Source organism: uncultured Brachyspira sp. (genome assembly GCF_910578695.1).
Classification (GTDB): domain Bacteria; phylum Spirochaetota; class Brachyspiria; order Brachyspirales; family Brachyspiraceae; genus Brachyspira.
Genome location: NZ_CAJTQJ010000033.1, coordinates 1 through 19951, shown reverse-complemented (window position 1 = coordinate 19951; position 19951 = coordinate 1). Strand labels below are relative to the sequence as shown.

General features: G+C 25.5%; 19 protein-coding genes and 2 pseudogenes. 7 read left to right on the top strand and 14 right to left on the bottom strand.

Features of this window, described 5'->3' with window-relative positions:
* Positions 1-6 precede the first annotated feature (6 nt).
* Positions 7-231, top strand: a complete 225-nt coding sequence (locus QZ288_RS09005; RefSeq protein ID WP_295157938.1) for a hypothetical protein — start codon at positions 7-9, stop codon at positions 229-231.
* 5 nt (positions 232-236) lie between these two features.
* Positions 237-1052, top strand: coding sequence for a pyridoxamine kinase (locus tag QZ288_RS09000; RefSeq protein WP_295157935.1), 816 nt, complete (start codon positions 237-239; stop codon positions 1050-1052).
* Positions 1053-1058: 6 nt separating this feature from the next.
* Here the strand turns inward: QZ288_RS09000 and QZ288_RS08995 are convergent, their stop codons facing one another.
* Complete coding sequence (locus tag QZ288_RS08995) at positions 1059-3818, bottom strand: tetratricopeptide repeat protein (protein WP_295157932.1); 2760 nt, start codon at positions 3816-3818, stop codon at positions 1059-1061.
* A 70-nt stretch (positions 3819-3888) separates the two neighbouring features.
* On the opposite strand from QZ288_RS08995, the gene QZ288_RS08990 reads away from it, so the two are divergent.
* Positions 3889-4968, top strand: coding sequence for a glycosyltransferase (locus QZ288_RS08990; protein ID WP_295157929.1), 1080 nt, complete (start codon positions 3889-3891; stop codon positions 4966-4968).
* A gap of 19 nt (positions 4969-4987) precedes the next feature.
* Here QZ288_RS08990 and dnaJ read toward each other — a convergent pair whose 3' ends face one another.
* The 11 genes and pseudogenes from dnaJ to QZ288_RS08935 all read right to left on the bottom strand — a co-directional run bounded on the left by dnaJ (position 4988) and on the right by QZ288_RS08935 (position 14473).
* Positions 4988-6115 carry a molecular chaperone DnaJ gene (gene dnaJ / locus QZ288_RS08985; RefSeq protein WP_295157926.1) on the bottom strand — a complete coding sequence of 376 codons (1128 nt, stop codon included), beginning with the start codon at positions 6113-6115 and terminating at the stop codon, positions 4988-4990.
* 179 nt (positions 6116-6294) lie between these two features.
* Positions 6295-6438 carry a hypothetical protein gene (locus tag QZ288_RS08980; protein ID WP_295157924.1) on the bottom strand — a complete coding sequence of 48 codons (144 nt, stop codon included), beginning with the start codon at positions 6436-6438 and terminating at the stop codon, positions 6295-6297.
* A 49-nt stretch (positions 6439-6487) separates the two neighbouring features.
* A complete protein-coding gene (locus tag QZ288_RS08975) occupies positions 6488-7180 on the bottom strand; it encodes a YoaK family protein (RefSeq protein WP_295157921.1) in 693 nt (230 codons plus the stop codon).
* Positions 7181-7239: 59 nt separating this feature from the next.
* Positions 7240-7735: pseudogene (locus QZ288_RS08970) on the bottom strand (PD-(D/E)XK nuclease family transposase); the annotation flags it as partial.
* Between the two features lie 69 nt (positions 7736-7804).
* A complete protein-coding gene (locus QZ288_RS08965; RefSeq protein ID WP_295157918.1) occupies positions 7805-8674 on the bottom strand; it encodes an ankyrin repeat domain-containing protein in 870 nt (289 codons plus the stop codon).
* A gap of 181 nt (positions 8675-8855) precedes the next feature.
* Positions 8856-10757, bottom strand: a complete 1902-nt coding sequence (gene dnaK / locus QZ288_RS08960) for a molecular chaperone DnaK (RefSeq protein WP_295157915.1) — start codon at positions 10755-10757, stop codon at positions 8856-8858.
* An 86-nt stretch (positions 10758-10843) separates the two neighbouring features.
* Positions 10844-11053, bottom strand: coding sequence for a hypothetical protein (locus QZ288_RS08955; RefSeq protein ID WP_295157912.1), 210 nt, complete (start codon positions 11051-11053; stop codon positions 10844-10846).
* Between the two features lie 24 nt (positions 11054-11077).
* The gene (locus QZ288_RS08950; RefSeq protein WP_295157910.1) at positions 11078-11677 is read right to left on the bottom strand and encodes a nucleotide exchange factor GrpE; all 600 of its coding nucleotides are present in this window, start codon (positions 11675-11677) and stop codon (positions 11078-11080) included.
* 447 nt (positions 11678-12124) lie between these two features.
* Positions 12125-13555, bottom strand: coding sequence for a chromosomal replication initiator protein DnaA (dnaA, locus tag QZ288_RS08945; RefSeq protein WP_295157907.1), 1431 nt, complete (start codon positions 13553-13555; stop codon positions 12125-12127).
* Positions 13556-13712: 157 nt separating this feature from the next.
* Positions 13713-13916: a YkvA family protein gene (locus QZ288_RS08940; protein ID WP_295157904.1), complete on the bottom strand. Its 204-nt coding sequence runs from the start codon at positions 13914-13916 to the stop codon at positions 13713-13715.
* 266 nt (positions 13917-14182) lie between these two features.
* Positions 14183-14473 carry a hypothetical protein gene (locus tag QZ288_RS08935; protein WP_295157902.1) on the bottom strand — a complete coding sequence of 97 codons (291 nt, stop codon included), beginning with the start codon at positions 14471-14473 and terminating at the stop codon, positions 14183-14185.
* 192 nt (positions 14474-14665) lie between these two features.
* On the opposite strand from QZ288_RS08935, the gene QZ288_RS08930 reads away from it, so the two are divergent.
* The 4 genes and pseudogenes from QZ288_RS08930 (at position 14666) to QZ288_RS08915 (ending at position 18311) form a co-directional block, all read left to right on the top strand.
* Positions 14666-15841, top strand: coding sequence for a hypothetical protein (locus QZ288_RS08930; protein WP_295157899.1), 1176 nt, complete (start codon positions 14666-14668; stop codon positions 15839-15841).
* A gap of 31 nt (positions 15842-15872) precedes the next feature.
* Positions 15873-16964, top strand: coding sequence for an ankyrin repeat domain-containing protein (locus QZ288_RS08925; protein ID WP_295157956.1), 1092 nt, complete (start codon positions 15873-15875; stop codon positions 16962-16964).
* Between the two features lie 40 nt (positions 16965-17004).
* A pseudogene (locus QZ288_RS08920) lies at positions 17005-17175 on the top strand (ATPase); the annotation flags it as partial.
* Between the two features lie 302 nt (positions 17176-17477).
* Positions 17478-18311, top strand: a complete 834-nt coding sequence (locus QZ288_RS08915; protein WP_295157896.1) for a glycosyltransferase family A protein — start codon at positions 17478-17480, stop codon at positions 18309-18311.
* 17 nt (positions 18312-18328) lie between these two features.
* On the opposite strand, the gene QZ288_RS08910 is transcribed toward QZ288_RS08915, so the two are convergent.
* Both QZ288_RS08910 and QZ288_RS08905 read right to left on the bottom strand, forming a co-directional pair.
* Complete coding sequence (locus QZ288_RS08910) at positions 18329-19567, bottom strand: hypothetical protein (protein ID WP_295157893.1); 1239 nt, start codon at positions 19565-19567, stop codon at positions 18329-18331.
* A 27-nt stretch (positions 19568-19594) separates the two neighbouring features.
* Positions 19595-19885, bottom strand: coding sequence for a hypothetical protein (locus QZ288_RS08905; protein ID WP_295157890.1), 291 nt, complete (start codon positions 19883-19885; stop codon positions 19595-19597).
* Positions 19886-19951: the final 66 nt, after the last annotated feature.

The window sequence follows — 19951 nt, the reverse complement described above, 5'->3', positions numbered from 1 at the left end:
TATATTATGAGAAAAAGTAAAAAGAACCCATTTCAAAGCGAGATTGAAAGAAAATTTGGAAGCAGCGGATTTGAACTTAATTCTTTTTTATTAGGAAATAAAAAAATGAAAGTTACTAAAGAAGAAATAGAAGAATTATATGATATAAGTTTGGATCAATTTTCATATTTTGCACAGGTGGCAGGATATAAAGTACTTGCTGACAGAGAATCTCTTATTATATTTAAATGATAGATATGAATAATAAAAACAATTTCAATGTACTGCTTCTTAATGATTTATGTGCATACGGTAAAGCATCTTTAACGATTAATATACCTATCCTATCATATTTAGGCATAAAAGTATCTCCTCTTGTGAGCACTATATTATCTAATCATACTGCTTTTGATTCTTTTTATGCTTTTGATTTAACTGAACCGCTTGAAAAGATAGTAGAAGAATTGAAAATAAGAAATCCTAAATTTGATGCTTTTTATTTAGGCTGGATATCATCAGAAAAACAGTCTTTAATTGTAAAGGATATAATAAAACATTTTGATGTAAATATAATTCTAATAGACCCTATACTTGGAGATAATGGAAAGCTTTACCCCTCTATGTCTGATAAACATGTAAACTCTATGAAAGAAATGATAAAATATGCTGATATAGTTACTCCGAATATAACAGAGCTTGCAATATTATTAGATAAAGATCCGTCTATAGAATATAAAGAAGAAGAAGCCCGCAATATGGCTGAAGAGCTTTCAAAAATGGGACCTAAAGCAGTAATAGTTACAAGTGTCATTAAAGATAAAGATATAGGATGCTTATACTATCAAAATGATAATACAGCATCAATCTATTATCCTAAAATAGATATAAGCATACCGGGAACAGGAGATGCTTTTAGTTCTTCTCTTTTAGGATATATATTGAAAGGAGACAGCATAGAAAATGCATTAAAAAAATCTGCTGAATTTATATATAATTCAGTTAAAGAATCCATTAAATATAATGATGATATAGTTTACGGCATATCCATAGAAAACAGACTTCATTTACTTTGATTTATATTATTTATATTCTAATATCTCATTTTGTAAATATTCAATTTCTTCGGCTATCATTTTTCTGGCATTAAAATCTTTTCCCCATACTGCTTTATTAAGTGCAGCTTCATAATTACTCAATGCTTCTTTAAGTAAAGTTTTTGTATTTTTATCTATATATTTTTCTGCCCTAGCTTTATATATTCTTCCTAGAAGTTCATAACCGCTGTAATCATCAGGAATTAATGCTAAATAATTTAATGCATAAGTTTCAGCATTCATATCATTTTTTAAATTGTTTAAATAAATTTCTGCAAGCTTGTAATTGGCAGCAGCATAATTTTTATTTATCTTAAGAACCTTCTCATAATCATTTAATGCAGATTTTGTATTGCCCATAATTTCATTAATAGAGCCTCTTTGATACAGATAATTTAAATTACTGTCATCAATAGATAAAGCATTATTAATCGTATTCATAGCATTATTATAATTACCAATCTTTGTATAAAGTTTTGAAACGGCATAAAGCGTATCTGCATTATTAATATTTTTATTTAATAACTTTGAAATCTCATCAGATGAAATATTATTATTTTCTAAATTAATATAATTTTCTGCTATATATATAGGATTAACAGTAATATATTTAGAAGCTCTATCATAGCAGGAAATAGAATAATCATATAAATATGCTTTATTATACCCTCTTCCTAATAATAAATCTTTCCCTCCATTTATATTAATATAATCAGTAATATTATTAATTATATTAAATCCTTCTAAATTATATTCTCTAATATACGCTTCAGCTAATTTTATTCTATTTTCTATATAGGCAGGAGAAATTCTCAAAATTTCTTTCATAGTAGATGATAAACTAATATAAGCATTTATATTATCATAATAACCTATAGAACTTAAATATGAATTCACATCCATTTCATTTTTAATAGCAATAGCATCATAATTATTTCTATTTCTTTCAAAAGCTAAAGAAACAGTTTTATACGCTTCTTCATATTTTTTATTCTTATATAGATAAGCAGAATAAAGTCCGTAAACTGTTGATTCTATTTGCTTTATATATGCAACATCATAATTTTTATTTCTCAATTCAGATATATAAGATAAAGCCTCATCAAATTGATTAAATTTCATAAACTCAAATATTCTGTCAGTAACCAAATTTAAATGCAGTTTTAATTCCTCTTCCCAATACTCAGTTGCTGTTATATCTATAGCATCTCTCTCTTTTTGATAAGCTGATGTATCATTGTCAGAAGCCCTAATATTCAATAATCTTCTAAGCAGAAAAACATTATTAATACTTATAATATCGGCATTAAAAGCCTCTTTCAATATATCTATAGCTTTATCTATAGAACCTAAATTATAATAAGCATCAGCAATATACCCTATTCTAATCTGTTCTTCATTTCCATCAAATCTGTATCTGGAAAGCATCTGCATCAAATTAACATAATAGTTTTTCTGATTAAACTCTGCTGCCTTATCCAATATTTTATTGCATTCTATACTATTTAATAATTTAGAAACCTCATCTTTATATAATTCTGCACTTTTAAGTAATTTAGAAGCCTCATCATATTTCTTTTGTCTTATCAAACTTTTACTATAATCAATCTTATTCTCATCAGAAATATTATATAAATTAATAATCTGCGATATTATTTTATCAGGATAATAAATATATCCTGCATTATAAAGCATAGAGGCAAATGTTTCATATAATCTTGGTTTATTGTATGTATATTCTAATCCTTTTTCTAATATTTTTATAGCCTCAGTTTCATTTTTCTCATAAAGATATATTTGTGCCAATATAGCATAAGCCTCATCAAAATCTTTCACAGATTCAATAAACTTTATTAATATATTTTTAGAGTTATTATAATCTTCCAAAGCAAAATAAGTTTTAGCTGTAGCTACTGTTATTTCAGGATAGTCCAAAGAATATGAAGATATATTCTGTAATATACTCATAGCATTATTATAATCTTTCTGCTGGAAACTTTTATTCCATATTTCAATTTCTCTTTTTACTGAAGCATTGCTTATCTTACTTTGAATTCTAATTTTATCATCATTATTTACATATCTAACTTTTTTATAGCTATTAAGAGCTTCATCATACTGCTTATTTAGTAAATTCAAATCTCCAAATCCCTCATTAGCATAAGATATATCTTTTTTCAAACATTCCTTAAAATAATAATCAGCACTTTTTACATCTGCGTTTTTTAAAGATGAATTGCCTGCCAAAAAAAGCCAATAAGGATTATCAGTCATTTTATAAGCTGTAATACATACTTTTAAGGTTTCTTCATATTCATTAATAGTATTAAAAAAATCAAATATAAGTCTGTAAACTTTATCCTGATTCTCTTCATCTACATATAATGATAAAATTTTATTAAAATCTAAAGAAGCATAATATAAATCTGCCCTTCTAAAATATGAAAGCCCTCTCAAATAATATATTTCATAATAATTCATATAATTAGTTTCAATAGAATTACATAAATTTACAGCATTAAAAAAATTACCGTCATCTATAAATTTTCTAACCTTATCCAATTCTTTATTTAAATTGTACTGACTATTAGCATCTATAGTAATTTTATTCGTATTTACTGATATGCTTTCTAAAGTAATATTAATATTTCTGTCATTCATAGGAGTATGATATTGTAAAATATCTCTTGAATATGCCGAAATATATACAAAGAAAATTACAAATAAAATTTTATTTATTTTCATAACAAGTCCTTATTTATTACTAAATTATATCGGAATTGGATTTGTTATATTTTAATTATGCGGATAAAAAATGAAAGAAATTATTATACTGATATCAAATGCTAATGATATAAAAAATAAATCTAATCAATTTATGTTTAATATGACAGACTATTTATATAAATCTGGAATAAAAGTTACAGTATTTTCTAAATCATTTCCTAAAAATTTCCCAGCCTATATAACAAGAAAACATCTGTCATCATTATTTTTCAATAAAGAAGCAAAAAATATAGCAAAATTAGCTGAAAATGCTGATGTCGTTATGGCTGTAGATTTTCCTATGAATATAATAGCCTCTATAACTAAAAATATTCTAATAAAAAAAAGAATAAATAAATTGCCTTTAATTGTATGGTATGCACTTAATTTTCAAAATCATTTATATTTTGAAGAAAGCAAATATAATAAAACTAAATTAACAGATAAAAGACTTATTAAATTAGATTATGAACATACCTGTAATATAGATATGATAATATGCGGTAGTATTAAAATAAAGGAAAGACTATTGTATTTACATAATGATATAAAAAATATCAATGTGATACAGCCCTATTTTTCTCCTTATATATTTATACATAACGGCAAAAAAGAAAAGGATAAATCAATAGTTATTTTTTATAATAAAGAAGACAGTATTTTTAAATGTACAGCAGCTTATGCAGAGTATTTGAAAGAAAGCGATGATATATATAAATTAAAAATTATAGGATATGATAAAGAATTGAAAGAAAATATAAATAAATTATCAATAGAACAATATGTAGAGTTTGCAGATGAAAATGATAATTATAGTATAGCTAATGCAATAGAAACTTCTAATGCTATGATAATACATAATATAAAAGATTCTTTCTATACTCAATTAATAGCAGCTTGGCATTATAAAACACTGCCTATAATAGATTCTAAAAGTTCATCAGCTGAAATAGTATCAGATAACAAGAATGCATTGATATATGATTCTAAAAATCCAATATCAATAATATCAAAAATAAAAAAGATATCCGAGCATCAAAAATCATATAATATATTTATGCCTTCAATAGATGAAATGCAAAATGAAAATAAAATATTAGAATTAATTAGTAATTATCAATTAAATTAATTCTAATATTTAATAATAATCACCAATTAGTTCTATTAGGCTTTCTTAAAACAGGTTCATTATTTTCAGGCATAACTTTTTTAAGCTCTGCAAACAGCTTTTTCTCTTCCGATGATAATTTAGAAGAAACATCAATATTTACTATAACAAATAAATCTCCCCTGCCCGCTCTATTTATATGAGATGCACCGCTTCCTTTCAATTTAAATACCTGACCGCTATTAGTTCCTGCAGGTATTTTTATTTTTACTTTTTTATTATCTAAAGTTTGTATATAAATATCAGCTCCTAATACTGCCTGTGCTATATTAATTCCAACTTCAGTTATTAAATCCATTCCATCTCTTACAAAATGAGTATGAGGACTCACATGTATATATAAATATAAATCTCCTGCAGTTCCTCCCCCTATAGCTTCTCCTTCTCCGCTTACTCTAAGCTGAGTATTATCATCTATACCTTTTGGAATATTAACTGAAATAGTTTTTGTTTTTTTTACAGTTCCTGTTCCTCTGCATTTTTTACATGGTTCTGTTACTATTGAACCGCTTCCATTACATCTGCTGCAAGTTTTTCTTACGCTGAAGAAACCCTGAGTCATTCTCACTTCGCCGCTTCCTCCGCAGGTAGGACATGTTTGAGTTTTAGTTCCGGGTTCTGCCCCTGTACCATTACAAATATCGCAGGTATTATTTTTATCCAATTTGATTTCCATTTTTTTACCAAAAACGGCATCTTCTAAAGATAAAGTAATATCATGTCTTATATCATTACCGCGTCTTTGTGCCCTTGCCCCTCTTCCTGAAAAACCGCCTCCGAAAAGCGAACTAAATATATCATCTAAATCTCCAAATCCGCCGCCTCCGAACATAGATGAAAAATCAAATCCGCCCCTGCCGTAAGCATCTGCAAAATCACTATGAACGCCTTGAAAACCAAATTGATCATATTGAGCACGTTTCTTATCATCAGATAAAATCTCATAAGCCTCTGTAGCTTCTTTAAACTTATCTTCAGCCTCTTTATTTCCCGGATTTCTATCTGGGTGATACTGCATAGCCAATTTTCTATATGCTTTTTTTATTTCTTCATTAGAAGCAGTTTTTGCCACTCCTAATACTTCATAATAATCTCTTTTTTCTGCCATTTTACTATATCCTCTGTATAAAATTTATATAATCAAAAATTATCTTTATTTTCTTAAAAATATTAAACTCACTCTTACAAATATTAAACCTAATGCAAAGCTAATAAAATATTTATTTTAAGCTTAATATCTAATATCATATACAAGCCTTTTTATAGATAAAATTTCATAAGCTTTATTTATATCTGTAAATATGCTATTAGCCTTTTAATCTGCTGAATTTCTGTTTGTGCTAATTCTTTATAAGATTTTTTTATTTTTTTAATTCTCTCATTGTTTGAAAATATATCAGCATTAAGTATTTTATAATAATCTTTATCCATAAAATATATCCTTATATTATATATATAAAAAAAATTTCATCAATACAAATCATCTGTCAAAAAACATTAAACTCTCAACTACCAAAAGTAAAGCAGATGAAATCCATACAGCTTTAACTCCAATAATATTAGTAAATAAAGTTCCTAAAAAAGCTCCTAATATGAAAGAAGCTAATATTATAATATATATCAATCCTTTTTTTAATCCTGTTTTATCATTTTCAAATATAAATTTAAATAGATTCTCAGAAACCGACCTTAAATTACCTGTACACATATTCGTAACATAGGAAAGTCCCTCAGCCTTATTAAATGTTATCATAAAAATTGCTGACATAAAAGATATAACACTTACAACTATAGTATTTGAAAAAGTTCTAGGCAAAAGCCCTACTATAAAAAGTATTAAGGCAGCCATTAATATAATTACATATTCTATTTCAATTAATTTTCTCTTATTCAAAATTTTTTTTATATATAAAGCAGTGCAAATACCTATAACAAATATAATGATAGGTACAAAATAATTCATCATATATAAAAATTCTTTTTTAACTAAATGCATAGATAAAAATATCATATTGCCTGTCTGAGCATAAGCAAATATACCGTCTCTAGTAATATAAGTATAAGCATCAATAAAACCTCCTATCAAAGTAAGTATTGAAGCTATATATATTGTTTCAGTTGTATGCATTGATTTATTTTTTCTTTTTATAAAATTAATAAAACGATTTTTCACTTGTATGCCTTATTTTTATTGGCAAATATTATAACATAAAAAAATATTTTTTAAATAAGCTATAATTTAATAATTTCTTCTATGCTTAATCCTGTTATTCTGCTTATCAAATTTATATCAAGATTTTCATTCTTCATATTTTTTGCTAATGCATATTTTTCTTTTTGAGTACCTTTTTCTTCAGCTTTTTGTAAATCTAATTTAATACTTTTATCAAAGAAGTATGCATCTATTTCTCTTTTTTTGTATTTATCCATTACAGGACTATTATTAACAAAAGTATTACATTTTTTTTCTACTTCTTCAAATATTGTATTTTCTTTTATTAAAACAGACATATCTTCTCATTTAAAAAAATTTTATCCAAGAAACAAATTCATTGTTCAATTTATCAAAGTATTCAATTTGTGAAATATTTTCCAAATTAAATTTGGGTAATTCTATAAAATGAATCTGACAATGATCAGTTAAAATTCTATTATTATTTAATTCTTTCAAAACATAGCAAGTATGAATTTTATTTTCATCAGATAAAATAAAATTGGTAATATTAATCTTTCATAATAGTATTATACTAACATTATAGTAAATTGTCAAAGAGCAAAAATTTAAAATATATTTTTATTATTCAGCACCATTTAATTTTAATAATTCAGCTGCTTCTAAATAGTCTTTTTCTAAAGCATAATTTAAAGCAGTTTTATTATCATCACTTTTAGCATTAATATATGCACCATTTTCTATTAATAATTTGACTATTTCTAAATTTCCTCTTTCTGAAGCATACATCAAAGATGTTTTATTATCATCACTTTTAGCATTAATATATGCTCCTCTTTCTATCAATAATTTTACTATTTCTAAATTATCCCAACTTCTTGAAGCATGTATCAAAGCTGTTCTATTATCATTATCTTTAGCATTTATATCTGCTCCTCTTTCTATCAATAATTTTACTATTTCTAAATGCCCTTTTTTACAAGCATACATCAAAGATGTTTTATTATCATTATCTTTAGCATTTATATCTGCTCCTCTTTCTATCAATAACTTTACTGTTTCTAAATCTCCTCTTTCACAAGCATACATCAAAGATGTTTTATTATCATTATCTTTAGCATTAATATCTGCCCCTTTTTCTATTAATAATTTTACTATTTCTAAATTTCTGCTCATTAAAGCATACATCAAAATTATTACATTATCATCACTTCTAGCATTAATATCCGCTCCTCTTTCTATCAATAACTTTACTATTTTTAAATTTCTGCTCATTAAAGCATACATCAAAACTGTTTCATTATCATCATTTTTAGCATTTATATCTGCTCCTTGTTCTACCAATAATTTTACTATTTCTAAATTACCATTTTTACAAGCATACATTAAAACTGTTCTATTATCATTATCTTTAGCGTTTATATCTGCTTCTTGTTCTAGTAATAATTTTACATCTTCTAAATTATTATTTTTAACTGCCTCTAACAATTCCATTGTTTTTAATACCTTTATAAAAATTTAATATACTTATATAAAAATTTAATATACTTATATAAAAATTTAATATACTTATATTATAAAAAATATAGGCGGCTGAAAATCAATACTTTCAAAAATCAACTTCCAACCGCCCATTAGACTTTATATATTCAACTTTTACTTTTTATCAATTTTATTATTTTTTGTCATTATCATCGACAACCTCATAATCAGCATCAACCACACCGTCATCTTTTCTGCTTGACTCCTGACTATTTTGCTGCTGCTGTCCTGCATCTGATCCTCCCTGTTTATAAAGAGCCTCAGAAACTTTACTCCAAGCAGCTTGTAAATCATCGGTAGCTCTTTTAATGCTGTCTGCATTATTAGATTCTACTGCAGATTTCAATGCATTCATTTTTGTTTCTATCTCAGACTTATCAGAAGGCTGTAATTTATCGCCGTTTTCTTTTAATAATTTTTCTGTCTGATAAATCATATAATCAGCATTATTTTTAGCCTCAACTTCCTCTTTTTTCTTTTTATCTTCCTCAGCATGTTTTTCAGCATCCTGAACCATTTTATTTATTTCATCTTCACTCAATCCGCTTGAAGAAGCTATTGTTATTTTTTGTTCTTTGCCTGTACCTAAATCTTTAGCTGTAACATGTACTATACCGTTTGCATCAATATCGAATGAAACTTCAATCTGAGGTACACCCCTTGGTGCAGGAGGTATATCTGTTAAGTCAAATCTTCCAAGCTCTCTGTTATCATTAGCCATTTTTCTTTCACCCTGTAATACTCTGATAGTTACAGAAGGCTGATTATCTGCTGCTGTAGAGAATACCTGTTTTTTGTTTGTAGGTATAGTAGTATTTCTGTTTATAAGAACAGTCATTACTGAACCTTCTGTTTCTATACCAAGCGAAAGCGGAGTAACATCAAGAAGAAGCACATCTTTAACATCGCCTTTAATTATACCGCCTTGTACAGCTGCTCCCATTGCTACTGCTTCATCTGGGTTTACGCTTTTGTTAGGATCTTTTCCAAATATATTTTTAACTGTTTCCTGTACTAAAGGCACTCTTGTAGAACCTCCTACAAGTATAACCTCATCTATATCGCTTGTAGAAAGTCCTGCATCCTGTAATGCTTTTTCACATGGAATGCGTGTTTTCTCTACTAAATCCCTTACCAAATCTTCAAATTTAGCTCTTGATAAAGATACATTCAAGTGCTTAGGACCTGAAGCATCTGCTGTAAGATACGGCAAATTAATATCAGTCTGCAATGAACTTGAAACTTCTTTTTTAGCTTTTTCAGCAGCCTCTTTTAATCTCTGCAAAGCCATTTTATCATTATTTAAATCAACACCTGTATCTTTCTTAAACTCATCTATCAGCCAATCAATAATAGCTTGGTCAAAATCATCTCCTCCTAAATGAGTATCTCCGTTTGTACTTTTTACTTCAAATACTCCGTCAGCCAATTCAAGTATAGATATATCGAAAGTACCGCCCCCCAAGTCATAAACCGCTACTTTTTCATCTTTCTTTTTCTCCATACCATAAGCTAATGCTGCAGCAGTAGGCTCATTTATTATTCTTAATACATTAAGTCCTGCAATGCGTCCTGCATCTTTTGTAGACTGTCTTTGACTATCATTAAAATAAGCTGGTACTGTAATGATAGCATCTGTTACTGATTCTCCTAAATATTCTTCAGCAGTCTGCTTCATCTTCTGAAGTATTCTTGCACTTATTTCCTGAGGAGTGAAGTTTCCTTCCAAAGTTTTGATTTTTACTTTACCGCCGTCCTCTAAAACTGTATAAGGCATTCTTGAACGCTCTTTTGTTACTTCAGCATAAGTATTACCCATAAATCTTTTAATAGAAAATATTGTATTTTCAGGGTTAGTTACCATTTGGTTTTTAGCAGGCTGTCCTACTAAAACTTCGCCTTTATTTGTGAAAGCCACTACTGAAGGAGTTGTTCTGTTTCCTTCAGCATTTGTTATTACAACAGGCTTTCCGCCTTCCATTACTGATACGCATGAATTTGTTGTACCTAAATCTATTCCAATTATTTTACTCATTATAAATTTCTCCTTTAATTACAAATTACTTTTTAATATAAAAAATAAATATTAATAATATATATGCAAAATTATTTTATTATTTGTTAATCTTTCGTCAGAACACTAACAACATATTCTGTATGACCATTTCCCAAATGAGAAGTAGTAAGGTCAACATTGATTACTTCTTTGCCTCTAATATGATTATTTATAGAATCACTTAAATCCTGAAGTACTTCATTTATATGCTGTATGTTTGCTTTTTTATCCCCTTTCGGTTCATAATAAGCTCTAAAAAGTTGAATATGTGCCATAAAATCTCCTAATTAATTTATTTATTATTCAGCTGCAGCAGGAGGCTTACCAACTACCACTTTAGCTGTTCTCAAAAGCTCATCATTAAGTTTATATCCCTTAGCATAAACTTCAACTACTTTTTCTTTGTCTATATCGGAAACTTCTATCATAGTTAATGCTTCATGCACATTAGGATCAAATTCTTCGCCTAAAGATTCTATTTCAGAAACTCCGTTATCATGTATAAAGTCTATAAACTGCTTATGTATTAATTCTACTCCTTTATAATATTCAGAGCCTTTAATATCAGCATCTTGTTCTCCTGCTTTCAAAGCCCTTTCAAAATTATCCATAAAGTTTAAAAGCGATAATAATAAATCCTTATTAGCTCTTTTTATACCGTCAATTTTTTCTTTAGCTGTTCTTTTTCTAATATTTTCTGCCTCTGCCATTGCATACATATACTTGTTTTTCATATCAGCAGATTCATTTTCCAACTCTTCTATTCTTTTTTTTAATATGCTAATTTCATCTTCCTCTGCTGTATTTTCAGAAACTTCTTCATTGTTTTCCTGTGCTTCCAACTGCTCATTATTTTCAGCCTCTATATCATCATTTGTTTCTTTTATTTCCTCTTCCATTTAATCTCCTTTCAAACTTAACTGTTATTTTATGACTTTATGCTGTTATATATGCAAAAAATATGCCAATTATATTTTTTCCAGCATTAATTTAATAAATAAATACAAAAATAAAAACAATATATTAACATAGAAAAAATATTTTTAAACAACATATAAAACATTTAAGTATATAATTATATAGCTGTAAATAATAATAATATCAAGTAAAAAAAGTCTTGTATTATTTTTATACATTTATTTAATCAAGTAATGTATTATTTTTATACATTTTAATATCAAATAAGTATTATTATAATATAAATTATGGTTAAAAAAGTATCACCCTGATAAAATACGGCAGGGTGATAAGGAGGTTTATGAAAAATTGTATTAATTTAACAATACATTTTCATTATATATAAAATAATATAAAAGTCAATATTTTTTCACATTTATTTTAATATTTTATGACATATTTGATATTATTTCATTTATTTCTGAATATAGATGAGAACCCGTTTTAAGCTCATCTTTAACTTTATCTCTGGCATGAATTACAGAAGCATGATCTCTATTAAAATCTAATCCTATCTCTGTAACAGATTTTTTAGTATATTCGCAAGCCAAATACATAGCAACATGCCTTGCTTTTGATATGAATTTAGTTCTGTCCCTGCTTTCAAAAGATGATATTTCTATGCCGTAATAATCGGCTACTATTTTCTTTATTTCTTTTATTGTGGCATTATTTAATTTAGGCTTACTAGTAAAATAGTCTTTAAATATATTAAGTTTCTCGCATTGCTCTATATCAGGGGTTATTTTCATTAAATCCCTAACTGATAAATAAGCCCTTATAGCTCCCTCAATCTTTCTTACATCTGTAGTAATATTTTCTGCCATATATTCCATAACTTTTTCATCAATATTGGTATGCAAATCAAATAGCTTTCTTTCTATTATAGCAAGCCTAGTTTCATATTGCGGAGGCTCTATCGAGAGAATAAGACTCTTTTCAAATCTATTTTTAAGTCTTGCCTCTATATTTCTTAATTCTTTAGGAGGCTTATCGCTTACAAATACCATCTGTTTTGAGGCATTATCCAAAGACTGAAATATTTCAAATAATTCTTTAGATGTTTCCTGAGCACTTTCAAGAAGCTGCAAATCATCTAATAAAAGCATATCCAAAGATTTATACTTTCTTTTAAAAATTTCAGGTTTTTTATTCTGAAGACCTGATACATATTCATCTCTGAAACCGCTTCCGTCTATATAAAAAACTTTAGCATTTGGATTATTTTCAATATAACTATTGCCTATAGCCTGAAGCAAATGCGTTTTACCTATTCCTACACTTCCGTATATATAGAGAGGATTGTACTCCATACCCGGATTAGATGATACATATTTGGCAGCCTCAAATACATATCTATTATTATTTCCCTGAATAAAATTATTAAATCTGAAATATTCGTTTAAATTAGTTTTATTATTTAAATTAGCTTTATTATCAGAAATCTCTTTTTTTGCAGTATCAGAATTATTATTTTCATTATTGTTTAAGTATTCATTATCGTTTAAGCATTCATTATTATTTAAGTATTCATTATTATTTAAGTATTCATTATTTAAATACTCATTAACAAATTCAGAATCTACTTTAACATCTATATCTATGCTATGTCCTAATTTATCTTCAAAAAAATCTTTTATTCTTCCCAAAAAATCTTTTTTTATATGAGCTGCAGTAAAGTCTCCAGAACATACTATATCAGCCTTATTTTCATTATCAGCTATAAAAATACTTCCTTCAAGCAATGCAGCACCAGCAAACTCATCATCTTCGCTTATAATATCTAAAAATTCATTCCAATACTTTTTTATCTCTTCCATCTTCTTAATCTTTAAAAATATATTATGACTATTCTATAATCGGAATTTATATTTTTAAATTAAATATAAAAAATTACAGTATATATAATTACTAGTTAGATGAAACTTTAAAAACTAAAAATATAAGCAAAATCAATATAATTAAAAATAAAGCATCCTATCCTAAGCCTAGTACAGGTATAATATCAAAAATAAAATCTGCAGGCGAAACTGTATACAATAAAGCTAATACAAATGGAATCCAAGAAATTACAGAATTAAAAGTATTTTGTTTTTTATCAGAAGCATAATTAACTATTTCTGATTCTCTTTTATTATTATTATTATTATTATTCATAAGCAATCCTATATTATTATTCATAAGTAATCCTAGTTAACAATAAATATAATCAATAATTTTATATATAAACAGAATAATATATTTCATAATTTAAATATATTAATTATTTATTAATACAATATTTATACTAATTTTTTACTGCTTTCATAACAGTTTATATTTTCTTTGTTAATAAATCATTATTATATTAATAAATATTTACATAATTGTCTTTAGAAGTTAATATTTTTACAGAGTTAAATTTACTGCGAAGCAAAAAAATATATAGGTGATTATATATAATTTTTTCATTTTTCATTATCTGTAATTAAATCTTTATATTTGGAATCTTTAAACTCTATGAATGGTTTAGAACTTAACATATGAATTGCTGTCATAAGAGAATAACTTATCCACGCTTTCTTTTTTGAAGGCTTTGAAGATGAACTTTCATTTTTTTTAAGAAGTTCATTTAAAGATGCTGATATATCATCAATATGATCTTCAAAAAAATCCTCGCATTCCTCGCATGTATCCATAACAGCCTGCCCTTTTATTTCTTCAATATATTTTCCGCACCAAACACATTTTACAGACATTTATAATTTCCTTATAATTTTTTTAGCTTTTGTATTATACAAATAATATAAAAGTTTGTAAAGGCATTAAATAAAAAAGTCTTAAATATTTCTAATGCTATGCTGTAACAATTCATACTTTACAATTAATAATTATAATATATAATACATTTTAAAAATATTGATTAAAAACATATATAATAATTATATAGAATGTATAAAGATAAGTTAATGAATTACAGCAGTAAAAAAATAATATATTTTCTATTAGTATTTATATTAATGATAATTTCTTCTATTCCTATGAATATACATATATTATTATTTGATACTGAATATGATTCTGAAAAATTAATTTACAATATGATTTTTAATAGTTTTTATTTTCAAGTTTTTTACTTTTTCTGTTATTCATTTTTATTCAGCATAAATATTAATAAAAGAACTATACTAATAACATTTTTGTCATTTTTGCTTTTATTTTTACTCGGAGTATTTACTTCATCGCCTTTAAAAAACGAAACACCTAATATGCTTGATTTTTTTATGTCTAATATAATGATTAATAAAAGTATATTATCTTATACAATGTTTTTTATTATAATACTTTCGGCAGATAATAATTTTAAAAATAATACATCTAATAGTTTTACTAAATTAGGAGATATAATTTTATTTTCTATCATAGCAGGAATTACTGCATTTGTATTTTGGATATTTATTGTTTTTTTTATTGATACATTTATTTTTAGAACTGATATAGCAGCTGATTTAGAACCGTTAATTGAAAAACTTATTTTTATGTCTATTATATTTGTTCTTTCTATAATACCTTTCATATTTTTCTTTGTACAAAAGAGATTTAAAACTGTTATCTCAATATATATTTCAAGAGGATTATTGTTTCTATATTCATTTTTAATATTTATTTTATTTTTTGCATTGCTCTATAAACCGATAATACCTTATACAAATATGAAGTCTTTTATAATTTATAATATATTATTAATTTTATCTGTTTTTACTTTATACTTTATAAGAGCTGACTATAAAGCTGGAATAATAACAAAAGCAATGTATATAATATTTCCAATACTAGCATTTTTATTTAATATATTGGTATTGAGTGCAAGTATATACAGAGTGATTATTTCTGAAGTTAAAATAAATGAAATTTCTATTGCCTTTCTTAATATGATAATAGCCATTAATTTAATATATATCATAATACAAAATATAAAGTCTATAATAAAGATATTAAAAAATAATCTCAGTATAAATGAGGCAGTGATCGGCAATAATAAAATATATAATTTTGTTTATGTTTATGGTATATATTCATTTATTTTTTCTTTTATAGCACCTATAATATTTTTTAAATACAAATAAAAGTTTAATAATTTAAAAAGGCTTATAAATGATAAAAAAATTAATATTTATTTTATTTTTATTTAGTCTGTATTTATACAGTCAAACTCTATATAATAATAAAAGCAAAGCATCAGAAAAATTAATATATTATGTCAATAACGGCAATATTAAAGAAGCTCAAAATATTCTTAAAAAATATAATGGTGATATAAATTTTGAAAACGCTTTATTATTATCAATTGCTGTGGAAAATGATAATATAGAAATGGCTGAACTTCTTTTGAAATATAAAGCAGATGTTAATGCTATAATGTATGATGGAGATAGTGCCTTAATACTTGCAGCTGATAATAATAATATGGAAATGGTTAAACTTCTTTTAAGTTATAATGCTGATATTAATTATCAAGGCTTTAGAGGAAGAACTGCATTATTTTCTGCTTTAAACAAGGGTGATGACGGTAAAGAAAATACTGAAATCTTAAAACTATTAATAAAAAATAAAGCTGATGTTAATTTGTTTTTCGGAGACAATGAAGATGAAGAAACTCCTCTAATGTATGCAGCTATGAAAGGCTATAAAGAGACTGTTAAAATCTTAATTGAAAATAAAGCTGATATAAATAAAAGAAACATAAATAATGCTAATGCTTTAATTTATGCTTATATGTTCGGTAATGATGATATAGCAGATATTTTGCTTAAAAATGGTTCTGATTCTTTAGATAAAAGCTTGAAAATCTTAAGTCCTAATGATATAACTTTACTTAGCTATCGCGTTCCATTAATAAATGCAGCAGAATATTCTACTAATGAAGTTTTTTTACAGAAGCTAATTGATAATGGTGCGGATATAAATTATAAAAATTATGATGAAAACACTGCATTGATAGAGGCAGCTAATAATGATAATATTAATGCTGTAAAAGTGCTTATAAAAAATAATGCTGATGTTAATGTTCAAAATAGATATGGTATGACTGCATTGATGCGGGCTTGTCATAGCGGAAATTTAGAAATTACCAAAATGCTTTTAAATGCTTATGCTGATAAAAATATAAAAGACGGCAATAAAGATGCATTATACTATGCAAAAGAATACGGAAAAAATGAAGAGATAATAAAGCTTCTTACAAAATAAAAAATATTTACTTTTATATAGTTTTTGTTATAATTCCTGTATGAGAAATATCAACGGAATGAATAATTATTTTATGCATTATTTTTTAGGCAGCAAATACAATGAAGATATACTAGTAAACTCTGTGCTTAAAGATTCAGGCTTTGAAGAATTACATAATTTAGAAATTCTCAATCCTCATAATCTGTCTGAGAATATTGATTTGAAAGAGTAAAAAGAAAAATATTCATTAGCTAAAAATATGAAAAAAGAGAATATGTATATTAATCTTATATAGGCTTACAGGTTTAAGTTTATATAAGATAGAAAAACTTTAATTTAGCAATAGATAATAATAAATAAAAAAAACTAGAATGGCTAATTATCTTTTTTATTTATGTATATTTAAAGCGGGTAATTTTTTATTGTCGAATAAAGAAATAGAAATCTAGTTTATGTACGGCAACAATAAATAATTTTTATAATAATTATATTATTACGGATAAGTAAAATTATATTATTACGGATAAGCAAATGGTAAGTATTATTATCACAACAAAAAACTCTGAAAATTTTATTGCTGATTGTATAAATGCTGTGAAAAATTCAAATTATAAAGACACAGAGATAATATTAGTAGATAATAGTTCAGAGGACAAAACTGTAGAAACAGCAAAACAATTGGGGGCAAAAACTTTTATTAAAGGTCCTGAACGTTCTGCACAAAGAAATTATGGGGCAGAAATGTCAAGCGGCGAAATAATAGGATTTTTAGATGTTGATATGACTTTATCCGAAAATGTTATTACAGAATGTTTGGAAATTTTTGAAAATAATAAAGATGTGCAGGCTGTTTATATACCTGAAAAAATTTACGGAAACAGTTTTTTTAATAGAGTAAGAAGTTTTGAACGCTCCTTTTATGATGCAACCGTAATAGATGCCGTAAGATTCTTTAGAAAAGAAGCATTTATAAAAATAGGAGGTTTTGATTTAAATTTAAATGGCACAGAAGATTGGGATATAGACAGAAGAATAAAAGAAATAGGAGAAGTATCAATAATAAAATCTCCGCTTTATCATAATGAAAATCATACATTAAAACAATATATAGTAAAAAAAAGTTATTATGCTTCTAACTTTGATAATTATTTCAAAAAATGGGGATATGATAAAACTACTAAAAAGCAATTCGGTATTTTTTACCGTTATATCGGCGTATATATAGAAAAAGGCAAATGGAAAAAACTATTGCTGCATCCAATTTATTCTATGTCAATGTATTTTTTAAGATTTTTAATAGGCGTTGTTTATATACTTTCAAAATTTAATATATCAAAAAAAGAAAATGTTTATAATAAAAAATAACTATAATAAAAAATAACCTATTCTATTTTTTCTTTATAAACTATATAAATATTATTGCTTGATATTATAGGCAAATTAATTATATTTGTATTATTTTTTGAACTCTCTAAATGATAAATAATATTTGCATTGTTTTGTACTTCATTCCAACAGCCGTTTTTACTATAAACAAATCCCATTTGACTGAAATACTCTGAACCATTTTTTATAATAAACTTTTCTCCTTGAGAATCATTCGATATATTTTGAATAGTATCAATATAACTTTTCCATTTATAAGGCTCCTGATAATTTTTATAAAATACAGCTATATTAAAAGTCATAGCTAATGCACTAAACATATAAAAAATAGAAAGGTAATTAATATATTTATATTTTAAATTGATACTCAAATTATATAATAAATAAAGCATAGGCACAAAAGATAAAGTAAAACCGCCGAAATGATATCTGAATTGTCCTGATACTCCTCTTCCCAAAAATGTTATTAATATAGTTGTTGGAAAATATAATAAAAATATTAACATCAATTCTTTTGTAAGGATTAATAATTTATCATTAGTTTTTAAATCAAATTTATAATACTTATTCTTAAAAAAATTTATTATAGAATATAAAAGGGCTGTAAGTACAACTATTATAGATATTATTAGTAAGCCTAAAGTGAATATAAAAAATGGATTATCATTTAAATAAAAACTCATTATCTTTTTAAAATTATTGGCAGAATACATAACAGAAAATTCATTTGTAGGAAACATAATAAGAGAATGAACCTGAGGAAAGGGAAATGCTTGTTTTAAATCGCTGCTTGATGAAAAATTAAGCATTTTATTTGTATTATAAAAACCATTTTTTATTTCAGATACTAAATAAGGCAGATATGTTAAAAATGCTAAAAAAATTCCAATTAAAAGAAATTTGATATTTTTTATAGTATATTTGTATCTTATAATAAGATAAACTATGATAGTAGGAACAATACTATAATAAACTGCAAAATGTGCCTGTCCCATTAATGCTAACAATGGGAAAAACATAATAGCTGGAATATAAGGCTTATCGCCAATAATATATTCGCCTAAGAGCGGTATAAGTAAAAATGATAAAGAAAGCGTTATATTAGGATTATAAAATATATTATTAGTATAAACAAAATATATATTAAATAAAGTTAATACTGACAATATAGACATTATAGAAAGTCCGAATCTTTTATATACCCAAAATAAAAATATAACAGCAGGCAAAAACATTGTGATAAAATTGAATACTCTTGCTAATTATATATTTTCATTAGCCAATTTATAGCATACTAAATAATGTATATAGAAAAAACCTCCGGGTACTCTGGGAGCTACTTCCTCAGTTAATGGTCCCATTTGAAATCTTGCACCTACTACAGGAATTGTATTATTATCATAATGTTTTTTCATATCATAAAAATGAGTAAGAAAATCTACAAAATCTGTTCCTGCTTTCGGAAAAGAATAAACTCTTGTAAAAATAGTTAAAGAAAAAGATATTATTAAAAGCATTATAGAAATAGCAGCTGTAATTTTTTTATCATTCATAAATAAATCCAAACTTTATTATTATTGCTAATCAAAATTATATATTAATAATTTTATTAAATAATA

What these genes read in the sequence shown, in the direction of transcription:
- QZ288_RS08940 (WP_295157904.1), bottom strand. Translation starts at nt 13,916, where the DNA reads ATGAATAATAATATAGGATTGCTTATGAATAATAATAATAATAATAAT.
- QZ288_RS09005 (WP_295157938.1), top strand. Translation starts at nt 7, where the DNA reads ATGAGAAAAAGTAAAAAGAACCCATTTCAAAGCGAGATTGAAAGAAAA.
- QZ288_RS08905 (WP_295157890.1), bottom strand. Translation starts at nt 19,885, where the DNA reads ATGAATGATAAAAAAATTACAGCTGCTATTTCTATAATGCTTTTAATA.
- dnaK (WP_295157915.1), bottom strand. Translation starts at nt 10,757, where the DNA reads ATGAGTAAAATAATTGGAATAGATTTAGGTACAACAAATTCATGCGTA.
- QZ288_RS08910 (WP_295157893.1), bottom strand. Translation starts at nt 19,567, where the DNA reads ATGTTTTTGCCTGCTGTTATATTTTTATTTTGGGTATATAAAAGATTC.
- QZ288_RS08990 (WP_295157929.1), top strand. Translation starts at nt 3,889, where the DNA reads ATGAAAGAAATTATTATACTGATATCAAATGCTAATGATATAAAAAAT.
- QZ288_RS08935 (WP_295157902.1), bottom strand. Translation starts at nt 14,473, where the DNA reads ATGTCTGTAAAATGTGTTTGGTGCGGAAAATATATTGAAGAAATAAAA.
- QZ288_RS08950 (WP_295157910.1), bottom strand. Translation starts at nt 11,677, where the DNA reads ATGGAAGAGGAAATAAAAGAAACAAATGATGATATAGAGGCTGAAAAT.
- dnaA (WP_295157907.1), bottom strand. Translation starts at nt 13,555, where the DNA reads ATGGAAGAGATAAAAAAGTATTGGAATGAATTTTTAGATATTATAAGC.
- QZ288_RS09000 (WP_295157935.1), top strand. Translation starts at nt 237, where the DNA reads ATGAATAATAAAAACAATTTCAATGTACTGCTTCTTAATGATTTATGT.
- QZ288_RS08915 (WP_295157896.1), top strand. Translation starts at nt 17,478, where the DNA reads ATGGTAAGTATTATTATCACAACAAAAAACTCTGAAAATTTTATTGCT.
- QZ288_RS08930 (WP_295157899.1), top strand. Translation starts at nt 14,666, where the DNA reads ATGTATAAAGATAAGTTAATGAATTACAGCAGTAAAAAAATAATATAT.
- QZ288_RS08980 (WP_295157924.1), bottom strand. Translation starts at nt 6,438, where the DNA reads ATGGATAAAGATTATTATAAAATACTTAATGCTGATATATTTTCAAAC.
- QZ288_RS08995 (WP_295157932.1), bottom strand. Translation starts at nt 3,818, where the DNA reads ATGAAAATAAATAAAATTTTATTTGTAATTTTCTTTGTATATATTTCG.
- QZ288_RS08955 (WP_295157912.1), bottom strand. Translation starts at nt 11,053, where the DNA reads ATGGCACATATTCAACTTTTTAGAGCTTATTATGAACCGAAAGGGGAT.
- QZ288_RS08965 (WP_295157918.1), bottom strand. Translation starts at nt 8,674, where the DNA reads ATGGAATTGTTAGAGGCAGTTAAAAATAATAATTTAGAAGATGTAAAA.
- dnaJ (WP_295157926.1), bottom strand. Translation starts at nt 6,115, where the DNA reads ATGGCAGAAAAAAGAGATTATTATGAAGTATTAGGAGTGGCAAAAACT.